The 24,549-nt window shown below is 70.4% G+C and carries 22 protein-coding genes; 13 read left to right on the forward strand and 9 right to left on the reverse strand.

Going from position 1 to position 24,549, the window contains the following annotated elements:
- From E2F49_RS14170 to E2F49_RS14215, 10 genes are all read left to right on the forward strand, one after another.
- On the forward strand, positions 1–1,167 hold the full coding sequence (locus E2F49_RS14170; RefSeq protein ID WP_133394482.1) for a threonine dehydratase: 1,167 nt from the start codon (positions 1–3) through the stop codon (positions 1,165–1,167).
- Positions 1,164–2,705, forward strand: coding sequence for a 2-isopropylmalate synthase (locus tag E2F49_RS14175; RefSeq protein ID WP_133394483.1), 1,542 nt, complete (start codon positions 1,164–1,166; stop codon positions 2,703–2,705). The genes E2F49_RS14170 and E2F49_RS14175 overlap by 4 nt, the downstream gene beginning before the upstream one ends.
- A 40-nt stretch (positions 2,706–2,745) precedes the next feature.
- Positions 2,746–4,170 (forward strand): 3-isopropylmalate dehydratase large subunit, encoded by a 1,425-nt coding sequence (gene leuC / locus E2F49_RS14180; protein ID WP_133394484.1) that lies wholly within the window; start codon positions 2,746–2,748, stop codon positions 4,168–4,170.
- On the forward strand, positions 4,170–4,763 hold the full coding sequence (gene leuD / locus E2F49_RS14185) for a 3-isopropylmalate dehydratase small subunit (protein WP_133394485.1): 594 nt from the start codon (positions 4,170–4,172) through the stop codon (positions 4,761–4,763). The genes leuC and leuD overlap by 1 nt, the downstream gene beginning before the upstream one ends.
- The gene (gene leuB, locus E2F49_RS14190) at positions 4,753–5,838 is read left to right on the forward strand and encodes a 3-isopropylmalate dehydrogenase (protein ID WP_133394486.1); all 1,086 of its coding nucleotides are present in this window, start codon (positions 4,753–4,755) and stop codon (positions 5,836–5,838) included. The genes leuD and leuB overlap by 11 nt, the downstream gene beginning before the upstream one ends.
- Positions 5,839–5,887: 49 nt before the next feature.
- The gene (gene ilvD / locus E2F49_RS14195) at positions 5,888–7,726 is read left to right on the forward strand and encodes a dihydroxy-acid dehydratase (RefSeq protein ID WP_133394487.1); all 1,839 of its coding nucleotides are present in this window, start codon (positions 5,888–5,890) and stop codon (positions 7,724–7,726) included.
- Positions 7,727–7,966: 240 nt separating this feature from the next.
- Entirely contained in the window at positions 7,967–8,185 is a 219-nt protein-coding gene (locus E2F49_RS14200) for a hypothetical protein (RefSeq protein WP_133394488.1), read from the forward strand.
- Between the two features lie 210 nt (positions 8,186–8,395).
- Positions 8,396–8,869, forward strand: coding sequence for a hypothetical protein (locus E2F49_RS14205; RefSeq protein WP_133394489.1), 474 nt, complete (start codon positions 8,396–8,398; stop codon positions 8,867–8,869).
- Between the two features lie 142 nt (positions 8,870–9,011).
- Complete coding sequence (locus E2F49_RS14210) at positions 9,012–10,220, forward strand: OmpA family protein (protein ID WP_133394490.1); 1,209 nt, start codon at positions 9,012–9,014, stop codon at positions 10,218–10,220.
- Positions 10,221–10,251: 31 nt separating this feature from the next.
- Entirely contained in the window at positions 10,252–10,641 is a 390-nt protein-coding gene (locus E2F49_RS14215) for a DUF6180 family protein (RefSeq protein ID WP_133394491.1), read from the forward strand.
- Between the two features lie 27 nt (positions 10,642–10,668).
- On the opposite strand, the gene E2F49_RS14220 is transcribed toward E2F49_RS14215, so the two are convergent.
- The 9 genes from E2F49_RS14220 to E2F49_RS14260 form a co-directional block, all read right to left on the reverse strand.
- The gene (locus tag E2F49_RS14220; RefSeq protein ID WP_133394554.1) at positions 10,669–12,039 is read right to left on the reverse strand and encodes an ATP-binding protein; all 1,371 of its coding nucleotides are present in this window, start codon (positions 12,037–12,039) and stop codon (positions 10,669–10,671) included.
- A 17-nt stretch (positions 12,040–12,056) separates the two neighbouring features.
- Positions 12,057–12,731: a response regulator transcription factor gene (locus E2F49_RS14225; RefSeq protein ID WP_133394492.1), complete on the reverse strand. Its 675-nt coding sequence runs from the start codon at positions 12,729–12,731 to the stop codon at positions 12,057–12,059.
- A gap of 21 nt (positions 12,732–12,752) precedes the next feature.
- On the reverse strand, positions 12,753–13,418 hold the full coding sequence (locus E2F49_RS14230; RefSeq protein ID WP_133394493.1) for a tetratricopeptide repeat protein: 666 nt from the start codon (positions 13,416–13,418) through the stop codon (positions 12,753–12,755).
- Complete coding sequence (locus tag E2F49_RS14235) at positions 13,399–14,238, reverse strand: SDR family oxidoreductase (RefSeq protein ID WP_133394494.1); 840 nt, start codon at positions 14,236–14,238, stop codon at positions 13,399–13,401. The genes E2F49_RS14230 and E2F49_RS14235 overlap by 20 nt, the downstream gene beginning before the upstream one ends.
- The gene (locus tag E2F49_RS14240) at positions 14,238–14,918 is read right to left on the reverse strand and encodes an iron-containing redox enzyme family protein (RefSeq protein ID WP_133394495.1); all 681 of its coding nucleotides are present in this window, start codon (positions 14,916–14,918) and stop codon (positions 14,238–14,240) included. The genes E2F49_RS14235 and E2F49_RS14240 overlap by 1 nt, the downstream gene beginning before the upstream one ends.
- Positions 14,915–16,396 carry an AMP-binding protein gene (locus tag E2F49_RS14245; protein ID WP_133394496.1) on the reverse strand — a complete coding sequence of 494 codons (1,482 nt, stop codon included), beginning with the start codon at positions 16,394–16,396 and terminating at the stop codon, positions 14,915–14,917. Before E2F49_RS14245 ends, E2F49_RS14240 begins: the two co-directional genes overlap by 4 nt.
- Positions 16,393–17,058, reverse strand: coding sequence for a thermostable hemolysin (locus E2F49_RS14250; protein WP_133394497.1), 666 nt, complete (start codon positions 17,056–17,058; stop codon positions 16,393–16,395). The genes E2F49_RS14245 and E2F49_RS14250 overlap by 4 nt, the downstream gene beginning before the upstream one ends.
- A 47-nt stretch (positions 17,059–17,105) precedes the next feature.
- Complete coding sequence (locus E2F49_RS14255; protein ID WP_133394498.1) at positions 17,106–20,324, reverse strand: efflux RND transporter permease subunit; 3,219 nt, start codon at positions 20,322–20,324, stop codon at positions 17,106–17,108.
- Between the two features lie 130 nt (positions 20,325–20,454).
- The gene (locus E2F49_RS14260) at positions 20,455–21,618 is read right to left on the reverse strand and encodes an efflux RND transporter periplasmic adaptor subunit (protein WP_133394499.1); all 1,164 of its coding nucleotides are present in this window, start codon (positions 21,616–21,618) and stop codon (positions 20,455–20,457) included.
- Positions 21,619–21,693: 75 nt separating this feature from the next.
- Here E2F49_RS14260 and E2F49_RS14265 point away from each other — a divergent pair, with 75 nt between their 5' ends.
- The 3 genes from E2F49_RS14265 (at position 21,694) to E2F49_RS14275 (ending at position 24,543) form a co-directional block, all read left to right on the forward strand.
- The gene (locus E2F49_RS14265; protein ID WP_133394500.1) at positions 21,694–22,374 is read left to right on the forward strand and encodes a TetR/AcrR family transcriptional regulator; all 681 of its coding nucleotides are present in this window, start codon (positions 21,694–21,696) and stop codon (positions 22,372–22,374) included.
- A 137-nt stretch (positions 22,375–22,511) separates the two neighbouring features.
- Positions 22,512–23,174: a protein-L-isoaspartate O-methyltransferase family protein gene (locus E2F49_RS14270; RefSeq protein WP_133394501.1), complete on the forward strand. Its 663-nt coding sequence runs from the start codon at positions 22,512–22,514 to the stop codon at positions 23,172–23,174.
- Positions 23,175–23,190: 16 nt separating this feature from the next.
- Positions 23,191–24,543, forward strand: coding sequence for a TolC family outer membrane protein (locus tag E2F49_RS14275; RefSeq protein ID WP_133394502.1), 1,353 nt, complete (start codon positions 23,191–23,193; stop codon positions 24,541–24,543).
- Positions 24,544–24,549 lie beyond the last annotated feature (6 nt).

The raw sequence follows: 24,549 nt of genomic DNA on the forward strand, positions 1-24,549 counted from the left end.
ATGTCCGAGCCCGACGTAGGCCGCGAGCCGCGCGCGACCGCCAGCGATGTGTTGGCGGCGCAGGCGCGGCTGCGCCGGCATCTGGACGTCACGCCGATGCACTACGCCGAGCGTTTCGGCTGCTGGCTGAAACTGGAGAACCTGCAGCGCACCGGCTCCTACAAGGTGCGCGGCGCATTGAATGCCTTGATGGCCGCGCGCGAGCGCGGCGACGACCGCACGGTGATCACCGCCTCGGCCGGCAACCACGCGCAGGGCATGGCGTGGGCCGCGTATCGCCTGGGCGTCCCGGCGATCACGGTGATGCCGAAGAACGCGCCCGCGACCAAGGTTGCCGGCGTCGCCCACTGGGGTGCCACCGTGCGCCTGCATGGCGACACCTACGACGAGGCCAAGGCCTTCGCCGCCGAGTTGGCCGCGCACAACGGCTTCCGCCTGCTGTCGGCATTCGACGATGTCGACGTCATCGCCGGCCAGGGCACGGTCGGCCTGGAAATCGCGTCGGCACTGGTCCCGGACGTGGTCATCGTGCCGATCGGCGGCGGTGGGCTGGCGTCGGGCGTGGCGCTGGCGCTCAAGTCGCAGGGCGTGCGCATCGTCGGCGCGCAGGTCGAGGGCGTCGATGCGATGGCGCGCGTGCTCCGTGGGGACCAATCGCCGTTCTCGCCGATCGCCACGCTGGCCGACGGCGTGCGGGTCAAGGACCCCGGCCTGCTGACGCGCGCGCTGCTGACCGATCTGCTCGACGACGTGGTGATCGTGCGCGAGGCCGAACTGCGCGAAACCCTCGTGCGTCTGGCGCTGGAGGAACACGTGATTGCCGAAGGCGCCGGCGCGCTGGCGCTGGCCGCCGGCCGCCGCGTTGCGGGCAAGCGCAAGGTGGCCGTGGTGTCGGGTGGCAACGTCGATGCCGGCGTGCTGGCGCAGCTGCTGTCGGAAGTGCGTCCGCGCGCGCCGCGCAAGCCGCGGCGCCGGGTCCGCGAACCCGTCGCCGAGGTGCCGGCCATTGCGGCCGTCATTCCGACCGTGCCCGCGGCCGCGCCGCGCCGCCGCAACGATCTGACGTCATCCGCGCCGTCCGGAGGCGGCGAACCGCGACTTCGACGCGCACCCGTACCCGCCGCCGAACGCACGCCACACCGAATTCCCGAGGAAATACCCGCATGACCGCTCCGGACACCATCCGCATTTTCGACACCACCCTGCGCGACGGCGAACAGTCGCCCGGCTGCAGCATGACGCCGCAACAGAAAGTCGTGATGGCGCGCGCGCTCGACGCGCTGGGTGTCGACATCATCGAGACCGGCTTTCCGGCCAGCTCCGAATCCGACCGCGAAGCGCAGCGCCTGATCGCGCGCGAGGTGCGTCGGCCGACGCTGGCGGTGCTGTCGCGTTGCCTGCCGGCCGACATCGAGGCCTCGGCGCGCGTGCTGGAAGGCACCGCCAATCCGCGCCTGCACATCTTCATTTCCACCAGCCCGCTGCACCGCGAGCACAAGCTGCGCATGAGCCGCCAGCAGGTGCTGGACATGGCCGCGACGAGCGTCGCCCATGCGCGCAGGCTGGTCGGCGACGTCGAGTTCTCGACCGAGGACGGCACCCGCACCGAAGACGATTTCCTGGAAGAGGTGATCGCCGCCGCGATCGCCAACGGCGCGACCACGATCAACGTGCCCGACACGCTGGGCTACGCGACACCCGAGGAAAGCCGCGCCCTGTTCCAGCGCCTGATCGCGACGGTACCCGGCGCGCGCGACGTGATCTTCAGCGCCCACTGCCACAACGATCTGGGACTGGCGGTGGCGAATTCGCTGGCCGCGATCGAAGGCGGTGCGCGTCAGGTCGAATGCACCATCAACGGCATCGGCGAACGCGCCGGCAATGCCGCGCTGGAAGAACTGGTGATGGCGCTGAAGGTGCGCAACGCCTTCTACGACATCGACACCGGCATCGACACGCGCAGGCTGGTCCCGACCTCGCAATTGCTGCGCCGCCTGACCGGTATGTCAGTACAGCGCAACAAGGCGATCGTCGGCGAGAACGCGTTCGCGCACGAATCCGGCATCCACCAGCACGGCATGCTGCGTCACCGCGGCACCTACGAGATCATGAATCCGTCCGATGTCGGCTGGCCCGATTCGAAGCTGGTGCTGGGCCGCCACAGCGGCCGCACCGCGGTCGGTCACCGCCTGCGCGCGCTGGGCTACACGCTGGAAGACGCGCAGCTGGAACAGGTCTTCATCGCGTTCAAGGATCTGTGCGAACGCCAGCGCGTGGTCGAGGACAGTGACCTGGAAGCGCTGATGCACGGTGACGTCAGCGGCCAGGGCTGGCGTCTGGCGTCGATGACGGTCAGCGACCGCGGCCAGCGCGCGAGTGCGCAGATCGAGCTGTCGGATCCCGAAGGCGCCAAGGTGTCCGAAAGCGCGCTGGGCGATGGCCCGGTCGACGCACTGTTCGCCGCACTGGCCGCCGCGACCGGCGTCGAGCTGGCGCTGGAGAGCTATCAGGTCCACAGCGTCGGCATGGGCCGCGACGCGCGCGGCGAAGCCAGCGTCAGCGTGCGCCACGGCGACGACATCCACGAAGGCACCGGCACCAGCCGCGACATCATCGAGGCCAGCGCGCTCGCGTGGCTGGACGTCGCCAACCGCATCCTGCGCGCTTCGCGCACCGTACCGGCGCTGCAGGCCGCGCACGCCTGATCACCATGCCCTGCCCCTGCATCCGCATTCCGAGCCCGCAATGACCGCCAGTCCGAAAACCCTGTTCGACAAACTGTGGGACGCGCACGTCGTGATCCCCGAAACCGAGGCCGCGCCCGCGGTGCTCTACATCGACCTGCACTTGATCCATGAGGTCACCTCGCCGCAGGCCTTCACCGAACTGCGCGCGCGTGGCCTCAAGCCGCGCCGCCCGGACCGCACCAAGGCGACGATGGACCACTCCACGCCGACCCTGCCGGCCGGCCCGGATGGGCGCCTGCCCTATGCCAGCGAAGCCTCGGAGAAACAGGTGGCGACGCTCGCGCGCAACTGCGCCGAGTTCGGCATCGAGCTGTTCGACATGAGCTCGGACCAGCGCGGCATCGTCCACGTGATCGCGCCCGAACAGGGCTTCACCCTGCCCGGCATGACCATCGTCTGCGGCGACAGCCACACCTCAACGCATGGCGCCTTCGGCTCGCTGGCCTTCGGCATCGGCACCAGCGAGGTCGGCAACGTACTGGCGACGCAGTGCCTGCTGCAGCGACGCGCGAAGACGATGTCGATCACCGTCGACGGCGCGCTGGCACCGGGCGTCGGTGCGAAGGACGTGATCCTGCACGCGATCGGCGTCATCGGCGTCAACGGCGGCACCGGTCACGTCATCGAGTACCGCGGCTCCACCATCGAGGCGATGGACATGGAGCAGCGCATGACCCTGTGCAACATGTCGATCGAGGCCGGTGCGCGCGCGGGCATGGTCGCGCCGGACGAGGTCACCTTCGACTGGATCGCACGCACGCCGCGTGGTCCGAAAGGCGCCGACTTCGACGCGGCCGTCGCGCACTGGCGCACGCTGCGCAGCGACGAGGGTGCGCGCTTCGACGTCGAGGTGCACATCGATGCCGCCGACATCCGCCCCACCCTGACCTGGGGCACGCATCCGGGCACCGCGATCGGTGTCGACGTGCCGGTGCCGGCGCCGGTCGATGCCGCCGAGCGCAAGGGCCAGGACTACATGCGCGTAGTCGCCGGCCAGCCGCTGGCGGGCATGCCGGTCGACGTGGTCTTCGTCGGCTCGTGCACCAACGGTCGCCTGCGCGACATGCGCGAAGTCGCCGACGTGCTGCGCGCGCATCGCGTCGCGCCCGGCGTGCGCATGCTGGTGGTGCCGGGCTCGGAAATCGTCAAGCGCGAGGCCGAGGCCGAGGGCATCGACGCGATCGTGCGCGCGGCGGGCGCCGAGTGGCGCGAGCCGGGCTGCTCGATGTGCATCGCGATGAACGGCGATCTGGTCGCGCCCGGCCAGCTGGCCGTGAGCACCAGCAACCGCAATTTCGAGGGCCGTCAGGGCCCCGGCGCACGCACGCTGCTGGCCTCGCCGACGACGGCCGCCTGGGCCGCGGTGCGCGGCGTCGTGGCCGACCCGCGCGAGCGCTTCTCCGACCACCGGGAGGTGGCGTGATGACCGCGAGCAACGCGAGCGGCTTTCCGGTCCGCTCCGCCAGCGTGGTGCTAGCGCAGACCAACATCGACACCGACCAGATCATCCCCGCGCGCTTCCTGTCGACGACCGAGCGCAGGGGCCTGGGCCAGCACGCCTTCAACGACTGGCGCTGGCGCGAGGACGGCAGCGCAAACCCCGATTTCGCGTTCAACCAGCCGCACAATGCCGGCCGCTCAGTGCTGCTGGCCGGACGCAATTTCGGCTGCGGCTCCTCGCGCGAACACGCGCCGTGGTCGCTGCGCGATCTCGGCCTGCAGGTCGTGGTCAGTAGCGAGATCGCCGACATCTTCCGGGGCAATGCGCTGAAGAACGGCCTGCTGCCGGTCGTGCTGCCCGAGGCCGTCGTGCAGGACCTGATGACCCGCCCGGACGACGTGCTGACCGTCGACATCGAAGCGCGCGAACTGCGCACGCCCGACGGCACCGTCCACACCTTCCCGCTCGACGCCTTCGCGCGCACCTGCCTGCTCGAAGGCGTCGACGAAATGGGCTATCTGTTGGCGCGCAGCGCCGGCATCCAACATTACGAGGACACGCACCATGCACGCTGACATCGTCGTACTGCCGGGCGACGGCATCGGCCCGGAAGTGACCGCTGCCGCGGTCGACGTGCTGCAGGCCGTCGCCACGCGCTACGGCCACCGCTTTTCGCTGCACACGCACCTGATCGGTGGCTCGGCGATCGACGCGACCGGCAAGCCGCTGCCCGACGACACCCTCGCCGCCGCGCGCGATGCCGATGCGGTGCTGCTGGGCGCGGTCGGCGGCCCGAAGTGGTCCGATCCGAATGCCACGGTGCGCCCCGAGCAGGGGCTGCTGGCGATCCGCAAGGCGCTGGGCCTGTACGCCAACCTGCGTCCGGTGCGCCCGCATGCCGCGGCGATCGGCGCCTCGCCGATCAAGTCGCATCTGCTCGCCGGCGTCGACCTGCTGGTCGTGCGCGAACTCACCGGCGGCATCTACTTCGGCGACAAGACCCGCGATGCCGACGGCGCCAGCGACCTGTGCCGCTATTCGATCGCCGAGATCGAACGCGTCGTGCGCCGCGCCTGCCTGCTGGCGCGTGGCCGCCGCGGTCACGTGACTTCGGTCGACAAGGCCAACGTGCTCGAGACCTCGCGGCTGTGGCGCGACGTCGCCAGCCGCATCCAGCGCGAGGAGTTCCCGGACGTCACCCTCGAACACCAGCTGGTCGATTCGATGGCGATGCACCTGCTGTCCAAGCCGCGCGCCTACGACGTGATCGTGACCGAGAACATGTTCGGCGACATCCTGACCGACGAGGCCTCGATGCTGGCCGGCTCGCTCGGCCTGCTGCCGTCGGCGTCGCTCGGCGAAGGCAGCGTCGGCATGTACGAGCCGATCCACGGCTCGGCGCCCGACATCGCCGGCCAGGGCATCGCCAACCCCTACGGCACCATCCTCAGCGCCGCGCTGCTGTTGCGCTATTCGCTGGGCCTGTCCCAGGAGGCGGCGTGCATCGAAGCGGCGGTGGATTCGGCGCTGGATGCGGGCGTGTTCACCGCCGATCTCGCATCGGAAGGCAGCGCGGTCTCCACGCGCGAGGCCACCGCCGCAGTGCTCGCGCGCATCGAATCGTGCGAAACCGAAGTCCTGGGCGACTGACCACGCCCGCAACGCGCTCCACGCCGTCCGCCGCTCCTGCGAGTCACCGATGCCCGAGTACCGCTCCAGAACGTCCACCCACGGCCGCAACATGGCCGGCGCGCGCGCGCTGTGGCGCGCGACCGGCATGCAGGACGCCGACTTCCACAAGCCGATCGTCGCGGTCGCGAACTCGTTCACCCAGTTCGTGCCGGGGCACGTGCACCTCAAGGACATCGGCCAGCTGGTCGCGCGCGAGATCGAACGCGTCGGCGGCGTGGCGAAGGAATTCAACACGATCGCCGTCGACGACGGCATCGCGATGGGCCATGACGGCATGCTGTATTCGCTGCCGAGCCGCGAGATCATCGCCGACTCGGTCGAGTACATGGTCAACGCGCACTGCGCCGACGCGCTGGTGTGCATCTCCAACTGCGACAAGATCACGCCCGGCATGCTGATGGCCGCGCTGCGGCTCAACATCCCCGTGGTGTTCGTGTCCGGCGGGCCGATGGAAGCGGGAAAGACGAAACTCGCCGAGCACGGTCTCGACCTCGTCGATGCGATGGTCGTCGCGGCCGATCCGAATGCTTCGGACGAGAAAGTCGCCGCTTACGAGCGCAGCGCGTGCCCGACCTGCGGCTCGTGCAGCGGCATGTTCACCGCTAACTCGATGAACTGCCTGACCGAGGCGCTGGGCCTTGCGCTGCCGGGCAACGGCTCGATGCTGGCCACGCACGCCGATCGCGAACAGCTGTTCCTGCAGGCCGCGCGCACCGTCGTCGAACTCTGTCATCGCTGGTACGGCGCCGAAGATCCGACCGCGCTGCCGCGTGGCATCGCGACCTTCGAAGCCTTCGAGAACGCGATGACGCTCGACATCGCGATGGGTGGTTCCACCAACACCATCCTGCATCTGCTGGCCGCAGCCCAGGAGGCCGAAGTCGCCTTCAACCTGCACGACATCGACCGCCTCTCGCGCCGCGTGCCGCAACTGTGCAAGGTCGCGCCGAACATCCAGACTTACCACATGGAAGACGTGCATCGCGCCGGCGGCATTGTCTCGATCCTCGGCGAACTCGCGCGCGGCGGCCTGCTGCACGTCGACCAGCCGACCGTGCACAGCCGCACGCTGCGCGATGCCATCGCACGCTGGGACATCACCGTCACCGACGACGATGCAGTGCACACGTTCTTCAAGGCCGGTCCGGCCGGCATTCCGACCCAGACCGCTTTCAGCCAGGCGACGCGCTGGGACACGTTGGACGATGATCGCGCGGGCGGCTGCATCCGCGATGTCGCGCATGCGTACTCGGAAGAAGGCGGCCTCGCCGTGCTGCGCGGCAACCTCGCGCCCGACGGCTGCGTGGTCAAGACCGCAGGCGTCGACGCATCGATCCACGTGTTCGAAGGCAGGGCGAAGGTATTCGAGAGCCAGGACGCCGCAGTGAGGGGCATCCTCGCCGACGCGGTGCAGGCCGGCGACGTGGTCGTGATCCGCTACGAAGGCCCGAAGGGCGGGCCGGGCATGCAGGAGATGCTGTATCCGACGAGCTATCTGAAGTCCAAAGGCCTCGGCAAGCAGTGCGCACTGCTGACCGACGGGCGTTTTTCGGGCGGCACGTCCGGCCTGTCGATCGGCCACGCCTCGCCGGAAGCCGCCAGCGGCGGCACGATCGCGCTCGTGCACGACGGCGACCGCATCCGCATCGACATCCCGCAGCGGCGCATCGAGCTGCTCGTCGACGAGGCGACCCTCGCCGCACGTCGCGCCGAGCAGGACGCGCGCGGCTGGAAACCCGCCGAGGCACGACCGCGCAAAGTCACCAGCGCGTTGAAGGCGTATGCGCTGCTGGCGACCAGTGCCGACAAGGGCGCGGTACGGGATCTGTCGATGCTGGGTGCATGAGCGGCGCGTCAGACGGCCTGAACACCAATGATGGTGTACTACCGGGATACGGGACGATCACCGAGAGCCCGGCCGCAGTGCGCTCTCCGACTTGAGACTCGCGCAAAGTGGCTCGGCACAGCATGGACTTTCATCGAGCAGCGGCATCACGGAATGTGCGAACGGATTGGCAATCGGACATCTCTCGTGAGATGTATCTCGCTCGCGGCGGGCTTCGCATCCATTCTTCTGTTTTTGACGATGGGCATTGTCGCGCCTCGCGCGCCCGAGTCGATTCAGCTCCTGCTCGGCTTGCTGATGATTTCGGCATTCGCGCTGTTCTTCGCGACTTTCGTGTTCGGCCTGCGTGCATTTCCAGCGACCAGCCTCCAGGGAATCTTGTGCAGAGCTGTGCTCTTTGTTCTGACGTTCGGAAATCTGGTCGTCGGCATCTCACTGATCAGCATCCTCAGCGCTTAAGTGATCGGTGTGGACTGAGCGCTTTCGACGCAGTCGTCCCGCTCGAAATCACCCGCCCCGAGATCGACGGTCATGTGCCGCACGGCCTGTCCAGGAACCCCGCGTGCGGAATGACGATCCACATGTTCGGCGCTGTCGACGCGCTGTTGGAACTGTGAGACCTGACGGTTTAAAAGGTCTGATGTCGCAGGCCAGACCGGACCCCGCACCATGATGCGATTGCTTGTTTCAGCCATGCTGGCGCTCGCCACGCCGTCTGACGGCGACAACACGCCCTGGTCGTCGAATCCACGCATGCTGGCATGCGCGCCGGAAGTACTGCGGCCTCCGGCGCCCCTGGTGCTTTCGCTGGGACCGGGTCACGGCCGTGAACTGGCGATCCGGCGGGTGGCGGACGACCGCTGGTATTTCCTCGTCGTCCAGCAGCCGCTGGAGGGCACGCCCCTGTTGATGACTCCCGAGGCGTTCACGCGCGCGAAGCGGGTCGAGGTGCCGATGTCGTTCGAGGGGCGCGCGTCGGTCGAGTCGCCGCTGGCGCCCGTCTTCCGTACACCCGGCGCCTACGAGGTCTACGTCTCCGACGCACTGGAATCCGACCTGGGCGGCCATGTCTGCAAGATCGAATACCGCGGCGTGTCGTCGCGCGCCCGGCCCGGCACGGCGGAACCGGCGCGCGGCACCTGATCGGCCGGCCCGGCCACCCGCACGGCGGACACGTCCCTGCACGTGCACCGGCCTCGGTCGCGGCACTGGCGAGAACGCGCCGCTAACGGATGCCTGCCTACCATCCGGCGTCCCCGCGCAGGCGGCGCCAGGAGGGTCGTGGATGCAGGCGATTCGATACGTTTCGATGGGCTGTGCGATCGCGTTGGCGCTCGCGGCATGCACGCGCAGTCCGGCACCCACGGACGATCCGGCATCCAGCACCGCAGCGACGCCTGCACCCGCCGCGCCCGATGCGCCCCGGGCCGATGACGCCGCCGTCGATCCCGCGGTGCCCGAGATGCCGGTCATTCCGACGATCGTCGTGCCCGACATCGTCGGCGTGACGCCGGCCCAACGCGCACTGGAGCGCTCGCTGGCGTCGATCCTCGATCCCGTTGCCGGGATCCGCGTGCAGCCTGCGCGCTGCGACGCCGACGGCGCGCTGCTCGACGGTGGTGGCATCACCCGCATCGACGAGACCGGCACGCTCGTGCGCAACGGCGATGCCGGCATCTTCCGGCTCGAGGCCGACGGCAGCGGCACGGCCAACTTCGAGGGCGGACTGGTCACGGTCAACGCCGACGGCAGCGGCACGCTCAACGGCGTGGCCGAGGCGGACGGCAGCGAGGCGATCGTGCGCGTCGAGGCCGACGGATCGGGCACCTACAACGGCGCGTGGGGCCTGATCCGTCTTGACGGCCAGGGCGGCGGCACCTGGAACGGCGAGCGCGGCCTGATTGCGACCCACGGCGATGGCAGCGGCAGCTGGAACGGCCCGGAAGGCCTCATCCGCATCGAAGCGGACGGCTCGGGCACGTGGAACGGCCCGCACGGCCTGATCACCAATCACGGTGATGGCACCGGCACCATCGGGCCGCCCGCGCGCACCGTGCAGATGCCGCCGATGCCGCGTGTCGCATCCGCGGGCCGATTCCCGCCGCTGCAGAAGTTCGCACCGCCCGGTGCGCCCTGCGGCTACGTGATCACGCTGGACGATCGCGTGCTGTTCGATTTCGACAAGTCCGACATCCGCTCTGATGCGGCGCGCACCCTCGACGTGCTGGCCGGCGCGCTGCGCGATGTGGAACGCCGCGCGATGGAAGTCCGCGGCCATACCGATTCGAAGGGTGACGGCGCCTACAACCAGGCACTGTCCGAGCGCCGCGCGAACGCCGTGCGCGACGCGCTGCATGCGCGCGGCGTATCCGGCGACATCGGTGCACGCGGGTTCGGTGAAGGGCAGCCCGTCGCGCCGAACACGCTGGACGGTCAGGACAACCCGTCCGGCCGCCAGCTCAACCGTCGCGTCGAGATCTTCGTCCGCGCGTGATTTTTTCCGGTCCCACGTTGAGGAGTTGTGCATGAAGCCGCTCGCCCTGACCTCGCTGATCGCTGGCCTGTCGCTCGCCCCGGCGCTCGCCGCAACCGCCGATGATTTCAGTCTCGGCTACGACGTCGACCGCTATCCCGCCACGCAGCTGAGCGTGAAGTCCTGCCTCGCGGCGCTCGCGCGCGGCGCGGCCGCGGTCGGGTACGTCACGCGCACGCAGAGCGACCAGGGCACGCTGGCGACGCACGTGTCCGGCCCGGCCGGCGGTGGCCGGGCGCTGGTGTCCTACTGCATCAGTGCCGGTACCCACACCGCGTTCGTGGTGCAGGCGCTCGACTACAGCAGCCCGGACAGTCGCGCCACCGATGCGGTCAAGGCGCGCGTGACCGCCGAGGTCCGCAAGGCGGCGGGCGCACGCTGACGCCCGCGCGGACACGCCCTGCTGCCATCAGTCGACGGCGGGCAGTAAGACCGTCGCGCGCAGGCCGCCGAGCGTCGGCGAGGCGTCGAGCACGATGCTGCCGCCGTGCAGGTCCAGCACCTGGCGCACGATCGACAGGCCCAGTCCACTGCCGACGACGCCGGTCCCCAGCTCGCGATGGAAGCGGTCGAACACACGCGCCCGCGCATCTTCGGGAATGCCGGGCCCGTCATCCTCGACGACGAGATGCACGCCGGTGTCACCACGCAGGATCGACACCCGCACGCGACCGGCATCCGGCGCATAGCGGCAAGCGTTGTCGACGAGATTGCCGACCAGCGCGTCGAGCGCGGCCTCGTCACCGAGCACCAGCTGCGCGTCACCGGCCAGTGCGATGTCGAGCCCGCGTGCCGCATCGAGCGCACGACGCTCGGCGACGTGCGTGGCGGCGAGGGCGTGCAGGTCGACGCGCTGCGCGGCCTTCACGTTCGCACCCGGTTCGACGCGGCTGAGCGCCAGCAACTGTTCCACCAGGCGTTCGATCCGCTGCACGGCCGCGTCGAGCAGGACCTGCGCCGCGTCCCGCTCGGCCGCATCGCGCGCGGTGCGCTGGTTGTCGGCATGCACCTTGAGCGCGGCGATCGGCGTGCGCAGTTCGTGGGCGGCGTCGGCGGTGAAGCGACGCTCGCGCTGGAACGCGGCATCGAGCCGCGCGAGCAATGCATTGATCGCCACGACCAGGCCCTGCACCTCGCGCGGCACGCGTCCGGGTTGCAGCGGCGCCAGCCGGTCGGCCGCGCGCGCTTCGACCTCGTCCGATACCCGGGCCAGCCCGCGCAGGCTCCAGCCCACCAGCAGCCAGACGAACAGCGCCATCAACGGAATCGCGACCAGTAGCGGCAGCAGCGTGCCCTCGGCGATGTCCTCGGCCAGCTCCATGCGGATGTCCGACAGTTCGCCCGACTGGTACCAGCGGCCGCGCGGCGAGCGCAGGGTGAAGGTGCGCCAGTGCGCGCCGTCGATGACGACATCGGCGTAGCCCGCGACCAGCGGCGCCAGTGGCACGTCGGGGCCGCTGTCGGAGCGCAGCAGCAGGCGGCCGCCGGCATCGCGCGCCTGGAAGGCGAGCTTGGTCTCGTAGGCGTGTCCGGTCGGGAAGGCGAGCGCTTCGCCCACGCCGTCGGCGCTGCCCTGCCAGACGGCCACCACGATCGGCGCGCCGTCTGCGTGCACGGCCACGTCGCCCAGCGGTTCGTCGACCAGGCTCATCAGCACGCGCGAGGAATGGGCGAGCTTGGCGTCGAACATCTCGCCCGCCTCCTGCAGGCCGGCGCGATAGCTGAAGGCACCGGCGACGATCATCACCAGCGTCATCACGCCGATCAGGCCGACCAGCAGCAGGCGGCGGATCGATCTCATGCGGCGTCGTTCGCGGGATCGTCGAGCGCGTAGCCCACGCCGCGCACGGTGCGGATCAGCGCCGGATGCAGCCGCTTGCGCAGGTGATGGACGTGCACGTCGACCGCGTTGCTGGCCACGTCCTCGTCCCAGCCGTAGAGCCGCTGCTGCGCGGTCTCGCGCGTGACGATGCGGCCGGGATGTTCCATCAGCAGGCGAAGCAGCGCGACCTCGCGACGCGGCAGGTCGACCACCCGGCCCTGCCACGTGACGGTCAGTGATGCGGGGTCGAGCGCGAGACCGGCGAAGGCCAGCGTCGGGCTGGCCTGGCCGCTGCTGCGCCGGAGCAGCGCACGCACGCGCGCGAGCAGTTCGCCGTTGTCGAAGGGCTTGCCAACGTAATCGTCCGCGCCCAGGTCGAGCCCCAGCATCCGGTCGGCGGCACGCTCGCGCGCGCTCAGCACGAGGATCGGCACGGTGGCGCCGGCGCGGCGCGCCTCGCGGATCACGTCCAGGCCGTCCTTGCGCGGCAGTCCGAGATCGAGCACCACCAGATCGAGTCCGCCACCGCGGATCGCTGCCAGCGCACTGGCGCCATCCTGCAGCCAGTCGACCGCGTACGCGGCGCGGCGCAGCACCGTGCGCAGGCCTTCCCCCAGCGATGGATCGTCCTCGACAAGCAGGATGCGCATCGCCGCAGTCTGTGGCGATGCTCAGCGGCTGGCAAGGTGCCGGCGGACCTCGGCGAGCCTGGCCGTGGCCTCGGCCCGGCGCCCGCGATCGGCGATCTCGCGACCGGGCCGGGCCGGCGCGGCGATCGCCTTTTCGAACGCCGCCGCGGCGCCCGCCCAGTCGCCCTGGTCGCGGAGGAAATCGCCGTAGAAGTAGTTGGCGTCGATGTCCTCGGGCGCGATGGCGAGCGCGCGCTGCAGGTGCATGCGGGCCTTGGCGTCGTCGCCGAAACCGACCGGCCAGCCGGGCACCTGGTAATAGAGCGCGCCGAGGCTGGTGTGCGCCGCGCCGCCGAGTGCGGTGTCGTCGACGGCGATGGCGGCTTCGAAATCCTTGCGCGCCTGCTTGACCAGCGACAACGCGCCCAGTCCGCCGCGCTCGCCGGCCAGGCTCGAGCGGACGATGCCGTCCCAGATCAGCGCGCCGGGATCGCGCGGATGCGCGGTCACCAGGGCCTGCGATCGATCCGCGAGCGCGGCCAGGGCTGCTTCGCGCTGCGGCTTGGGCGTGGCGTAGGCGGCCTGCGCCCACTGGTCGCGCACGGCGATGACCGGCGATGCGGTGTCGGCGGCCGTGGCCAGCGTGGGCAGGGCGATTGCCGCGGCGAGCAGCGCGGCGGCCAGGCGGTCAGAGCGGAAGCGGATCATGGCGGTTTTCCCGGTAGTCGTTGGACGGTGTGCCACCGGCGTGGTGGCGGATCTGCGGCAGTTGCCTGGCGAGGCTGCGATCGACCACGCCGGGCAGCAGCGCGTTGATGCGCGCGAACAGCCCTTCGGGCCAGCCGAGCTGGCGCCGGCGGGTGCCGCGCTCGATCGCGCGCACCAGCGCTTCGGCCACGCGCTCTGGCGCGTCGACGCGCGTGCCGAGCGTCTGGTTGAGCGCGTCGACGGCCGGCGTGTTGAACGGCGTGCGCGTCGCGCGGGGTGCGATGTACTGGAACCGCACCGGCCCGTCGGCATGCTCGCGGCCCAGCCCTTCGATCAGACCGCGCAGGCCGAACTTGCTGGCGCTGTAGGCGGCGAATCCCGGAAATGCGAGGCTGCCGAAGGTCGATCCCACGGCGAGCACCGCTGCCTGCGGATGCGCCTGCAGCACCGGCAGCAGGCAGCGGATCAGCTGCATCGGTGCGAGCAGGTTGCTGCGCACCAGCGCCTCGAACTCGGCCTCGTGCTGCGCGCCGAACATGCCGAAGGCCGGACGCGCGTGCGCGATCACCAGGATCGACGGCGACGGCAGCAACGTGCGCGCATGCGCCAGCAGCGCGGCGCGGTCGGCCGGCTCGGTCAGATCGGCGGCGAACGGGGTGATCGCGCCGGCCGGGTGGCGCCGCGCCAGCGCATTGAGCGGTTCGGGATGGCGCGCGACCGCGAGCACGTGCGCGCCGCGCGCGACCAGTCGCGTCGCCAGTGCCGCGCCGATGCCACCGCTGGCGCCGGTCAGCACGACGGTCTTGCCATGCAGGTCCATCACGCGGCCTCCGCCTGCGGCAGCGCCGGTGCCGGCACCTGCAGGTTGCGGAACACGTCGCCGTAGAGCCGGTAGAAACGACGCGCGGCATAGATCACCGCGGCCTGGTCGTCCGGATCGTCGAGGCGGTTCATGAGCCCCTCGAAGAAGCCTGCATGTTCGATGTCGAGATCGCCGTGCGAGAGCAGGTAACTGAAGGCCGAGCGCGGCAGTCCCAGCGCGGTCTCGATGCTGGTCGCCGCGCGCGTGGCGAGCGCGACGCTGGTGCCTTCGAGCACGAGCACCATGCCGAAGAAGCCGACCGGATTGCCGCGGGCGATGGTGTCGTAGGCGTAGGCGACCATCAGTTCGGTCGCCAGCGACGGCTCCGATGCCGCGGCCGCGGCGCGATCGGCGCCGCAGGCGGCAATGTCGTCGAGCACCCACTCCTGGTGGCCCATTTCCTCCTCGATGTATTCGCCGATCGCGGTGCGCAACCATTCCAGCCGCGCGGGCAGGCGCGCGCCGCAAGCCATCAGCAGCGGCACGGTGTGGCGCACGTGGTGATAGGCCTGGGTGAGGAAGTCGACATAGGTCTCGCGTGCGATGCGGCCCGCGAGCGCATCCTGGATGACGGGCAGGGTGACCAGGGTGGCGCGCGCGTCGGCAGTTTCGGCGAGCAGGCGGTCGTGGAAGTTCATGCGGGCAGGTCCTGAGGGTAGAGGGAGGCCGGAGAAACGGAGTCGCCGTAGGCACGGGCGATGGCGTCGGCGTAGGTATGCGCGATGGCATCGCGACGCGGCCGGCCGTTCGCGGTCAGCAGGCCGTCCTCGGCGCTGAAGGGCCGCGTGGCGCGGATCACGCGGTCGACGCGTGCGTAGTCGGGCAGCCCCGCGTTGACCGCATCGAGCGCACGCTGCATCGCCGCGGCATCGGCGTCGCGGCGCAGCCAGGCGACCGCGACATTCGTCGGCCGCGCCTCGCCGAGCACGATGGCCTGCGCGAACAGCGGATGCTGGAGCAGTTCGCTTTCCACCCATTCGGGCGAGACGTTGCGGCCGAACGCGGTGATGAACATGTGCTTGCGCCGACCGGTCACGTGCACGAAGCCGTCGTCGTCGACGTGGCCCAGATCGCCGGTGGCGATCGCCCCGGGCGGCGGCGCGTCCTCGCCCAGGTACGACAGGCAGCGCACGCCGTCGACATGCAGTTCGCCGTCGACGACGGACACGCGCGCATGTGGCAGGGGGCGACCGACGCTGCCCGGACGCACCGCGCCCGGGCGGTTGAGCGCGACCACCGAGACGCATTCGCTCAGGCCGTAGCCTTCGAACACCGGCAGTCCGATCGCCGCCGCGCGCGCCAGCAGCGCCGCGCCGACCCGACCGCCGCCCACGGCGACGAAGCGCAGCGACGCCGGCAGCGGCACGCCCTGCTCGGCCGCGCTGACCAGCGCCAGCAGCAACTGCGGGAACACGATCACGCTGTGCGGCGCGTAGCGGTGCAGGCAGGACAGCAGCCGCGGCACGTCGAGACCGGCGGCGCCGCTGTAGCCGATCTCGGCCAGCGGCGGCACCGCGATGTCGGCGCCCGACAGCAGCGCACCGTAGAGGCCCGAGATGTTCTCGAGCAGCGTCGACAGCGGCATCAGGCACAGGTGCCGGACCGGCGCGAGTGGACGCGAGGCCTCGACCAGCGCGCCGGCCACGGTCAGCAACGCGTCGTCGGCGATGCACACGCCCTTCGGCTGACCGGTCGTGCCCGAGGTGAACGTGATGCAGGCGGTACGCGCGGGCAGCACGGTGGCGGCCGCCTGCAGCGCACGCGCGCGCAGCCCCGGCAGCAGCGCGTGCGTATCCGCCGGCGGCAGTCCGTCGTCGACGAGTACCAGCAGATCGGCCCCGCTGCGCGCGAGCGCATGCGCGGTCTGCGCGGGGCTGAAGAAGGTCGGCAGCGGCACGTGGACCAGGCCGCGCGCGCGCAGCGCGAGATCGAGCGCCAGCCAGTCGGGACCGTTGTCGAGGCGGCTGGCGACCACGCGCGCGCCGCGCGTCTGCAGGGCTTCGGCGATGTCCAGTGCACGGCCGCGCAGCGCGTGCGCCGCCAGCGCGCCGTCGGCCGTCAGCACGCGTGTCGGCGCCCGTTCCAGCGCGTCGAGCAGATCGGCGAAGCCGCTCATGCCGGCACCGCCGCGCACTGGGCATGCACGCCGTTCCACGGCGCGACCGCGGGTGTCGCCCGGGCCTGCAGGAACGCCTGCCCGGCCGCGAGATCGCCGAACAGCACCTGCGGCTGGACCTCGTAGTAACGCCCCCAGTCGGTGCCGTCGTCGCGCACGCGCGCGCGGTCGGCGTCGGCCAGCACGACGGTGGACAGGTGCAGGCGGTCGAAGGCATTGCGCAACTGGCGGGTGGCGGTGAACAGCACCCAGCGCAGGCCGGCCGCATGCAGCGCGCCGGTCAGGTGCACGATCAGTGCGCGCGCGTCGCCTGCCGACAGCGCGGCGAGATTGCCCACCTCGACCAGCGCGTCCCGCGTGACCGCACGCCCCAGCGAAGCGGCAACGACCGTCTGCGCCGGCGCGTCGAGATACTGCTCGACGAACAGCGGTCCCTCGCGGCCGGTGCGCAGGCCGACCGCGGCGACCAGCCGGTCGTCCGCGTCCCGGAACGCGAGCAGGTGTGGCAGGAACCCGCGCAGGCGCGCGCCGTAGCGCGCGAGGTACACATGGGCGATGAAGGCCTCGACCTCGGCCCGATCGACGGCGCCGGTGTCGACGACGTCGCAGCGCACCCAGGTGGGCGATGCACGACGCTCGGTACGGGGGGAAGCGATGTCCATGGCGCGGCATGCTCTGGCCACGCGATTAAGCCTCGATTAGCCCGTTGTTAGGACTTCGTTGATGCGCCGCCCACCGCGTCGCCGGTCGCCTCGCGTTCATCCCGGCCCGCGCGCTCGTCGTCGCCCACGCGGAACCATGCGGCATACAGCGCCGGCAGGAAGATCAGCGTCAGCAGGGTGGCCACGGTGAGACCGCCCATGATCGCGACGGCCATCGGGCCGAAGAACACGCTGCGCGACAGCGGGATCATCGCCAGGATCGCCGCGAGCGCGGTCAGCACGATCGGGCGGAAGCGCCGCACCGTCGCGTCGACCACCGCATCCCAGCGCGCGTGGCCGGCGGCGATGTCCTGCTCGATCTGGTCCACGAGGATGATCGAATTGCGCATGATCATGCCGGCCAGCGCGATCGTGCCGAGCATCGCGACGAAGCCGAACGGCACACGGAACACCAGCAGGAACAGCGTCACGCCGATCATGCCCAGCGGCGCGGTCAGCAGCACCAGCGCGGTGCGCGAGAAGCTGCGCAGCTGCAGCATCAGCAGCGTCACCACGACGAACAGGAACAGCGGCAGGCCGGCCTTGATCGAATCCTGGCCCTTGCCCGAATCCTCGACGGTGCCGCCGGTTTCCAGGCGGTAGCCGGCCGGCAGATCGGCGCGGATCGCCTCGAGCGTCGGCAGGATCTGCGCGACCACGGTCGGCGGCGTGGTGTCGTCCCGGATGTCGGCACGCACGGTGATCGTCGGCAGGCGGTCGCGATGCCAGATGATGCCGTCCTCGAAGGTCGGTTCGAGTCGTGCGATCTGGCCCAACGGCACGGATTGCCCGTTCGACGTCGGAATGGCGAGGCTGTCGAGCATGTCGAGCTGGCCGCGCTCGTCGTCCGGGCCGCGCATCACGATGCCGATCAGCTCATTGCCCTCGCGGTATGTGCTGACCTGCAGACCCGACAGCGAGCTCGACAGGAACTGCGCGAGGTGCTGCGAGCTCACGCCGAGCACGCGTGCGCGTTCCTGGTCGACGACCAGGCGCACGATGCGGCTGGGCTCGTCCCAGTCCAGATTGACGTTGGCGACGTGCGGGTTGTCGCGCACCTTTTTGGCGATCGCATCGGCGATGGCGCGCACGCGCTCGACGTGCTCGCCGGAGATGCGCAGCTGCACCGGATAGCCGACCGGCGGCCCGGTCTCCAGACGCGTGACGCGCAGTTGCAGCTCGGGAAACTGCGGCGCGACCTCGTCGGTCAGCCACGCGCGCACGCGCTCGCGCGCCTCGACGCCGGTCGTGGTGACGACGAACTGGGCGAAGTTCGCCTGCGGCAGCTTTTGATCCAGCGGGAGGTAGAAGCGCGGCGAGCCGCTGCCGATGTAGGCCACGCGCGACTCGATGCCGGCGTGGTCGGCGAGCAGCGCGTCGAGCCGCCGGGCGGCGGCTTCGGTCGCGCGCAGCGAGCTGCCTTCGGCGAGTTCGACGTCGACCATCAGTTCCAGCCGTGTCGAGTCCGGGAAGAACTGCTGCGGCACGAAGCGGAACAGCAGCAGGGATGCGACCAGCGCCGCCGCGGTCGCGCCGATGACCAGCCAGCGATGCGTCAGCGACCAGTGCAGCCAGCTGCGGAAGCGGCGGTAGAACGGCCGCTGGTAGGGATCGTGGTCGTGCGCATGCGGATCGCGCGGCGCCAGCGCAAACGCTAGGCGCGGCCAGCGCGCGGCGGCACGGCCGCGCATGTCGCGCCAGCGCGCGGGCAGCGAGCCGGGGCGCGGCGGTTGCGGATTCGCGAGGTCGGGCAGCATCTTCGCGCCGAGCAGCGGAATGAACAGCACCGCGGCGATCCACGACACGACCAGCGCGATCGTCACCACCTCGAACAGCGAGCGCGTGTACTCGCCGGTGCTCGACGCGGCCGTCGCGATCGGCAGGAAGCCCGCCGCGGTCACCAGGGTGCCGGTCAGCATCGGGAACGCAGTGTGCGTCCAGGCATAACTCGCCGCCGCGAGCCGGCTGTCGCCCTGCTCCATGCGGATGGCCATCATCTCCACGGCGATGATCGCGTCGTCGACCATCAGGCCCAGCGCGAGCACCAGCGCGCCAAGCGAGATCTTGTGCAGGCCGATGTCGAACTGGTCCATCGCGATGAAGGTCATCGCCAGCACCAGCGGAATCGATACCGCGACCACCAGCCCGGTGCGCAGGCCCAGCGAGACGAAGCTCACCAGCAGCACGATGATCACCGCCTCGGCGAGCACCTTGACGAACTCGCCCACCGAATCGCGCACCGCACGCGGCTGGTCGGACACCTTGCGCAGGCTCATGCCGACCGGCAGCGTTTCCTGCAGCTGCGCAAATTCGGACTCCAGTCGCTTGCCCAGTTCGAGAATGTCGCCGCCCTCGTGCATCGCCACCGCGATGCCGATCGCGTCCTGGCCCATGAAGCGCATGCGCGGCGCCGCGGGATCGGCGAAGCCGCGCTCGACGGTGGCGATGTCAGCCAGCCGCACCGTGCGGTCACCGGCGCGGATGGGAAACTCGCGGATGGCCTGGACCGAATCGAACGGCCCGTCGACGCGCAACTGCACGCGCGCGCTGTCGGTCTCGAAGAAGCCGGCCGGGGCCAGCGCGTTCTGCTCGGCCAGCGCCTGCTGCACGGTGGCCATCGGAATGCCCAGCGTGGCCAGGCGCGTGTTGCTGACCTCGATCCAGACCTTCTCGTCCTGCAGGCCGACCAGTTCGACCTTGCCGACGTCGTCGACGCGCTGCAGCTCGCGCTGGATGCGGTCGGCGTAGTCCTTCTTGATCGCGTAGTCGAAGCCGTCTCCGGTGAGCGCGTAGATGTTGCCGAAGGTGTCGCCGAACTCGTCGTTGAAGAAGGGCCCCACGATGTCCTGCGGCAACGACGGCCGCAGATCGGCGACCTTCTTGCGCACCTGGTACCAGAGCTCGGGAATCTGCGCCGAGCGCATGTCGTCGCGCGCATGGAACACGATCTGCGATTCGCCCGGTCGCGAGTACGAGCTGACGAACTCGTAGTCGCCGGTCTCCATCAGCTTGCGTTCGATGCGCTCGGTGATCTGCTGCGAGACCTGCTCGGCGGTCGCGCCCGGCCACTGGGTCTGGATCACCATCGCCTTGAAGGTGAAGGGCGGGTCTTCCGACTGGCCCAGCCGGCCGTAGGAGAAGATGCCCGCGATCGCGACGACCAGCATCATGTAGACGACGAGCGTGCGGTTGGCGAGCGCCCATTCGGAGAGGTTGAAGCGGGTCATGGGGCGACGCTCCGATGCCGCGCGCTGTCATCGCATTGCCGCGGCGGATGCATGCCCCCACCCATCCTCCCCCGCAAGCGGGGGAGGTGAGGTTGCCCCGGGCGGGACCGGCTTGCGATCGACGCGTTGCTCATTTCGCGTCTACCGGCTTCGGGCGTTCCGGTTGTTGGGGCCGGTTCTCGCGATCGACCGGGCTCACCCGCTGCCCTTCGCGCAGCAGATGGCCGCCGGCCGCGACGACGAGGGCGTCGGGCTGGAGCCCCGACAGCACCGGCACCGTGTTCGCGCCGAAGGCGCCGGTCTGCACCGGCACTGCGTGCACCGTGCCCGTGGCGCGATCGACCACCCACACTGCCTTGGCGTCGCCGGCACCTGGCTGGATCGCGGTCAGCGGCACCTGCAGGATCCCGCCCGACGGGTCGCCCGACAGATAGACGCGCGCGCTCTGGCCCAGCGCGACCTCGTCGAGGGCGTCACCGTCCAGCGCCACGCGCGCGGCATAGGTCCGCGCCTGCGGGTCGGCCGCCGCGGCGATTTCGCGGATCGTGCCGGATACGCGCACGCCGGGCCGGTTCCACAGTTCGATCTGCGCCGGCTGTCCGATCGCGAACTGGCCGATGCGCGATTCCGGCAACGCGATCGCGACCTCGCGCCCGTCGTCGCCGGCCAGCATGAAGATCGCCTGCCCGGCCGCGACCACCTGTCCGGCCTCGGCCTCACGACTGGCGATCACGCCGTCGCGCGGCGCACGCAGCTGCGTGTAGCCGGCCTGGTTGCCGGCCACGTCGGCCTGCGCACGGGCGGCGCGCAGCTGCGACTGCGCGGCCTTGTAGGCGGCGTCCTGCGCATCCATCTGCGACCGGCTGATGAGCTGCTGGTCGACCAGTGCGGCGTAGCGGTCGCGATCGGTGCGGGCGCGGGCGTACTCGGCCTCCGCCGCGGCCACCTGGGCCTGCGCCGACTGCTGCTGCAGCCGCAGATCGTTCGGCTCGATCTCGGCGAGCACCTGGCCGCGCCTCACGTGCGCGCCGGCGTCGACGTGCCGGCGCAGCAGTTGGCCGCCGACCTGGAAGGCCAGCGCGCTTTCCTCGCGCGCGCGGATTTCGCCCGGAAACGCGGCGACGCCGCTGCCGGCGCCATCGGCGGGCGTCACCACCAGCACCGGACGCGCAGGCGGCTCGGGCGTCTCGCGTTCGCCGCAGGCCGACAGGGCCAGGACGCCGGCGATCAGCAAACCGAAGACGCGCCACGGGGCGTGCCGGGTCGAAGCGCGAAGCAGGATCAGGCGGCGCATGGAGACCGTCCGTGGACAGGGGATACGGAGCCGTATCGTATATTTTCAGAACTGATTGGTATAGTATTCCGCGCCATGTCCACGCGTCCGTCCCCGTCGTCCCCAGCCTCCGCGCCCGAGAAGGTCGCGGCCGGTCCCGGCCGGCCCAAGGATCTGGCCAAGCGCGCGGCGATCCTCGAAGCGGCCGAACGCATGTTCCTCAAACAGGGCGGCTACGAGGGCGTCAGCATGGACCAGATCGCGGCCGAGGCCGGCGTCTCCAAGCTGACCGTCTACAGCCACTTCGGCGACAAGGACACGCTGTTCACCGAGGCCGTGGAGCGCTACTGCGAGCAGCAGATGCCCGCGTCGGTGTTCGAAACCGCGCCGGAAACGCCGGTGCGCGCGCGCCTGATGGAGGTCGCCGAGGCGTTCTTCTCGATGATCTCCTCCCCCGAGGCCGTCGCCGGCCACCGCCTGCTGTGCACGCCGCAGATGGTCGAAAAGCGCCTGACGCAGCGGTTCTGGAAGGGTGGGCCGGAGCGCGTGCAGTCCGCGTTCGCCGCGATGCTGCGACGCCGGGTCGAGACCGGTGATCTCGACATCGAGGATGCGCTGGTGCCGACCGCGGCCGCACAGTTCTTCTCCCTGCTCAAGGGCGATCTGCACCAGCGCCTGGTGTTCGACTGCGACGATGCGGGCGCCTGCGCCCGGATGCGGCGCGCGCACCTGGACGCGTCGGTGGACATGTTCCTGCGTGCCTACGGGCGTCGCTGAACCCGTCACATCCCGCCCCCGCGTGCCGTCTGGGCCGGTGACTTCCGGCACTGCGTCGGCCGTACCACCCCCGCGATGATTGAACCGCGCCTGCGACCGCTAGAATTGCGGGCTGGCGAACGAAGGAACCCGCAACAATGACGATCGACTACGCCAAGGCCCGTGCGGCGATGGTGGAACAACAGGTCCGGCCCTGGGACGTGCTCGACCCGCGCGTGCTCGAGACCATCTCGCGCCTGCCGCGCGAAGCATTCGTGGCCGATGCGCGTCGCGCGCTGGCCTATGCCGATCTGGAACTGCCCATCGGCCATGGCGAGACCATGCTCAAGCCGGTCGTCGAAGGCCGCGCGCTGCAGGCGCTCGCGCTCGAACAGGGCGACGAGGTGCTGGAGATCGGGACCGGCAGCGGCTATCTGACCGCGTGCCTGGCCTACCTGGCGCGCGATGTCGTCAGTCTGGAACGCCACGAGGACCTCGCCGATGCCGCCCGCGGCCGCCTGCAGGCGCAGGGCATCGCCAATGCCGAGGTGATCGCCGCCGATGCGTTCGCATGGAACACCGACCGCCGCTTCGACGCGATCTGCGTCGGTGGTGCCGTCGACGTGGTGCCCGAACGCTTCGTGCAGTGGCTGCGTCCCGGCGGCCGCCTGTTCATCGTGCGCGGCCGTGCGCCGGCGATGGAAGCGGTGCTGGTCCACCGCGAAGGCGACGACGTCAACGCCACGCGCATCGAATCGTTGTTCGAGACCGGGCTCGCCTACCTCGCAGGCGCCGCGCCGGTGCCGCAGTTCTCTCTCTGATCGTCGAAGGATCCCCATGTTCCGCCGCCCCCTCTTCCTGTCGCTTGCGCTCGCGCTGACGTCCAGCCCCCTGCTGGCCGCCGACCTCGTCCAGACCTACGAGCTGGCCCGCAACAACGACCCGACCCTGTCGATCGCCGAGTCGCAGCGCCTGTCGACCAAGGAAGGCGCGGTCCAGGCGCGCGGCGCCCTGCTGCCGCAGATCGGGGGCAGCGCCTCGCTGACCGACAGCCGCGTCGCCGGCGTCTCCGGCCGTGCCCGCACGCGCAGCTACGGCGTCAACGCCAGCCAGGTGCTGTTCGACTTCGGCCAGTTCGCCACGCTGCGCTCGCAGCGCGCGCTGAGCACGGCGGCCGACTTCCAGCTCGACGCCGACAACGATTCGCTGATCACGCGCACCGCCGCGGCCTATTTCGACGTGCTGGTCGCGACCGAAACGCTGGCCGCCGCCGAGGCTGCCGAAGCGGCGTTCAAGCGCCAGTTCGACTTCGCCGACAAGCGCCTCGAAGTGGGTCTGGCCCCGATCACCGACGTGCACGAGGCCCGCGCGCAGTACGACAGCGCGCGCGCCAACACCATCGTCCAGCGCAATGCGCTGCAGGATTCGTATCAGGCGCTGGGCGAGATCACCGGCCAGCCGATCGCCGACCTGCGTGGCCTGCCCGACGACTTCACCCCGCAGCTGCCGGAAGGCCGCGATGCCGAGGCCTGGGTCGCGACGGCGGTGCAGCAGAACCCGCAGCTGCAGGCCCTGCGCTACCAGGTGACCTCGTCGGAGTACGGAGTGACGGCCGCGAAGTCGGGTCACCTGCCGACCCTGGATCTGAGCGCCAGCTACGGCAACAGCGACACCTGGGGCCGTGACAACGCCGAGGCCGCACTGCGTCGCGGCGAGACCAACAGCATCGGCGTCACCCTGACCGTGCCGATCTTCAGCGGCGGCATCACCCAGTCGCGCGTGCGCCAGTCGATCGCCCAGCGCGACATCGCCGCCGACCAGTACGAGGCGCAGCGTCGCGCGATCGAACGCAATACCCGCAGCGCCTACCAGAACCTCGTCGCCGGCATCACGGAGGTCGAGGCGCGTCGCCTGGCACTGGTGTCCGCCAACAGCGCGTACGAAGCCTCGCAGGTCGGCCTGGAAGTCGGTACGCGTACCGTCATCGACGTGCTGATCAACCAGCAGAACCTGTTCTCGGCGCGTCAGGCCTATGCCTTCGCCAAGTACAACTTCCTGCAGAGCCGCCTGCTGCTCGAACAGGCCGCCGGCACGCTGGACATCAGCCACGTGCAGGACATCAACCGTCAGCTGACGGTCGACGTCAACAGCATGGGCGCGTCCACCGGCACGGGCACGCAGACGCAGTAAGCGTTT

It is taken from the genome of Luteimonas terrae (genome assembly GCF_004358165.1).
Classification (GTDB): Bacteria; Pseudomonadota; Gammaproteobacteria; order Xanthomonadales; family Xanthomonadaceae; genus Luteimonas; species Luteimonas terrae.

Coding starts and splice junctions, on each gene's coding strand:
- E2F49_RS14170 (WP_133394482.1), top strand. CDS start 1: ATGTCCGAGCCCGACGTAGGCCGCGAGCCGCGCGCGACCGCCAGCGAT.
- E2F49_RS14175 (WP_133394483.1), top strand. CDS start 1,164: ATGACCGCTCCGGACACCATCCGCATTTTCGACACCACCCTGCGCGAC.
- leuC (WP_133394484.1), top strand. CDS start 2,746: ATGACCGCCAGTCCGAAAACCCTGTTCGACAAACTGTGGGACGCGCAC.
- leuD (WP_133394485.1), top strand. CDS start 4,170: ATGACCGCGAGCAACGCGAGCGGCTTTCCGGTCCGCTCCGCCAGCGTG.
- leuB (WP_133394486.1), top strand. CDS start 4,753: ATGCACGCTGACATCGTCGTACTGCCGGGCGACGGCATCGGCCCGGAA.
- ilvD (WP_133394487.1), top strand. CDS start 5,888: ATGCCCGAGTACCGCTCCAGAACGTCCACCCACGGCCGCAACATGGCC.
- E2F49_RS14200 (WP_133394488.1), top strand. CDS start 7,967: ATGGGCATTGTCGCGCCTCGCGCGCCCGAGTCGATTCAGCTCCTGCTC.
- E2F49_RS14205 (WP_133394489.1), top strand. CDS start 8,396: ATGATGCGATTGCTTGTTTCAGCCATGCTGGCGCTCGCCACGCCGTCT.
- E2F49_RS14210 (WP_133394490.1), top strand. CDS start 9,012: ATGCAGGCGATTCGATACGTTTCGATGGGCTGTGCGATCGCGTTGGCG.
- E2F49_RS14215 (WP_133394491.1), top strand. CDS start 10,252: ATGAAGCCGCTCGCCCTGACCTCGCTGATCGCTGGCCTGTCGCTCGCC.
- E2F49_RS14225 (WP_133394492.1), bottom strand. CDS start 12,731: ATGCGCATCCTGCTTGTCGAGGACGATCCATCGCTGGGGGAAGGCCTG.
- E2F49_RS14230 (WP_133394493.1), bottom strand. CDS start 13,418: ATGATCCGCTTCCGCTCTGACCGCCTGGCCGCCGCGCTGCTCGCCGCG.
- E2F49_RS14235 (WP_133394494.1), bottom strand. CDS start 14,238: ATGGACCTGCATGGCAAGACCGTCGTGCTGACCGGCGCCAGCGGTGGC.
- E2F49_RS14240 (WP_133394495.1), bottom strand. CDS start 14,918: ATGAACTTCCACGACCGCCTGCTCGCCGAAACTGCCGACGCGCGCGCC.
- E2F49_RS14245 (WP_133394496.1), bottom strand. CDS start 16,396: ATGAGCGGCTTCGCCGATCTGCTCGACGCGCTGGAACGGGCGCCGACA.
- E2F49_RS14250 (WP_133394497.1), bottom strand. CDS start 17,058: ATGGACATCGCTTCCCCCCGTACCGAGCGTCGTGCATCGCCCACCTGG.
- E2F49_RS14255 (WP_133394498.1), bottom strand. CDS start 20,324: ATGACCCGCTTCAACCTCTCCGAATGGGCGCTCGCCAACCGCACGCTC.
- E2F49_RS14260 (WP_133394499.1), bottom strand. CDS start 21,618: ATGCGCCGCCTGATCCTGCTTCGCGCTTCGACCCGGCACGCCCCGTGG.
- E2F49_RS14265 (WP_133394500.1), top strand. CDS start 21,694: ATGTCCACGCGTCCGTCCCCGTCGTCCCCAGCCTCCGCGCCCGAGAAG.
- E2F49_RS14270 (WP_133394501.1), top strand. CDS start 22,512: ATGACGATCGACTACGCCAAGGCCCGTGCGGCGATGGTGGAACAACAG.
- E2F49_RS14275 (WP_133394502.1), top strand. CDS start 23,191: ATGTTCCGCCGCCCCCTCTTCCTGTCGCTTGCGCTCGCGCTGACGTCC.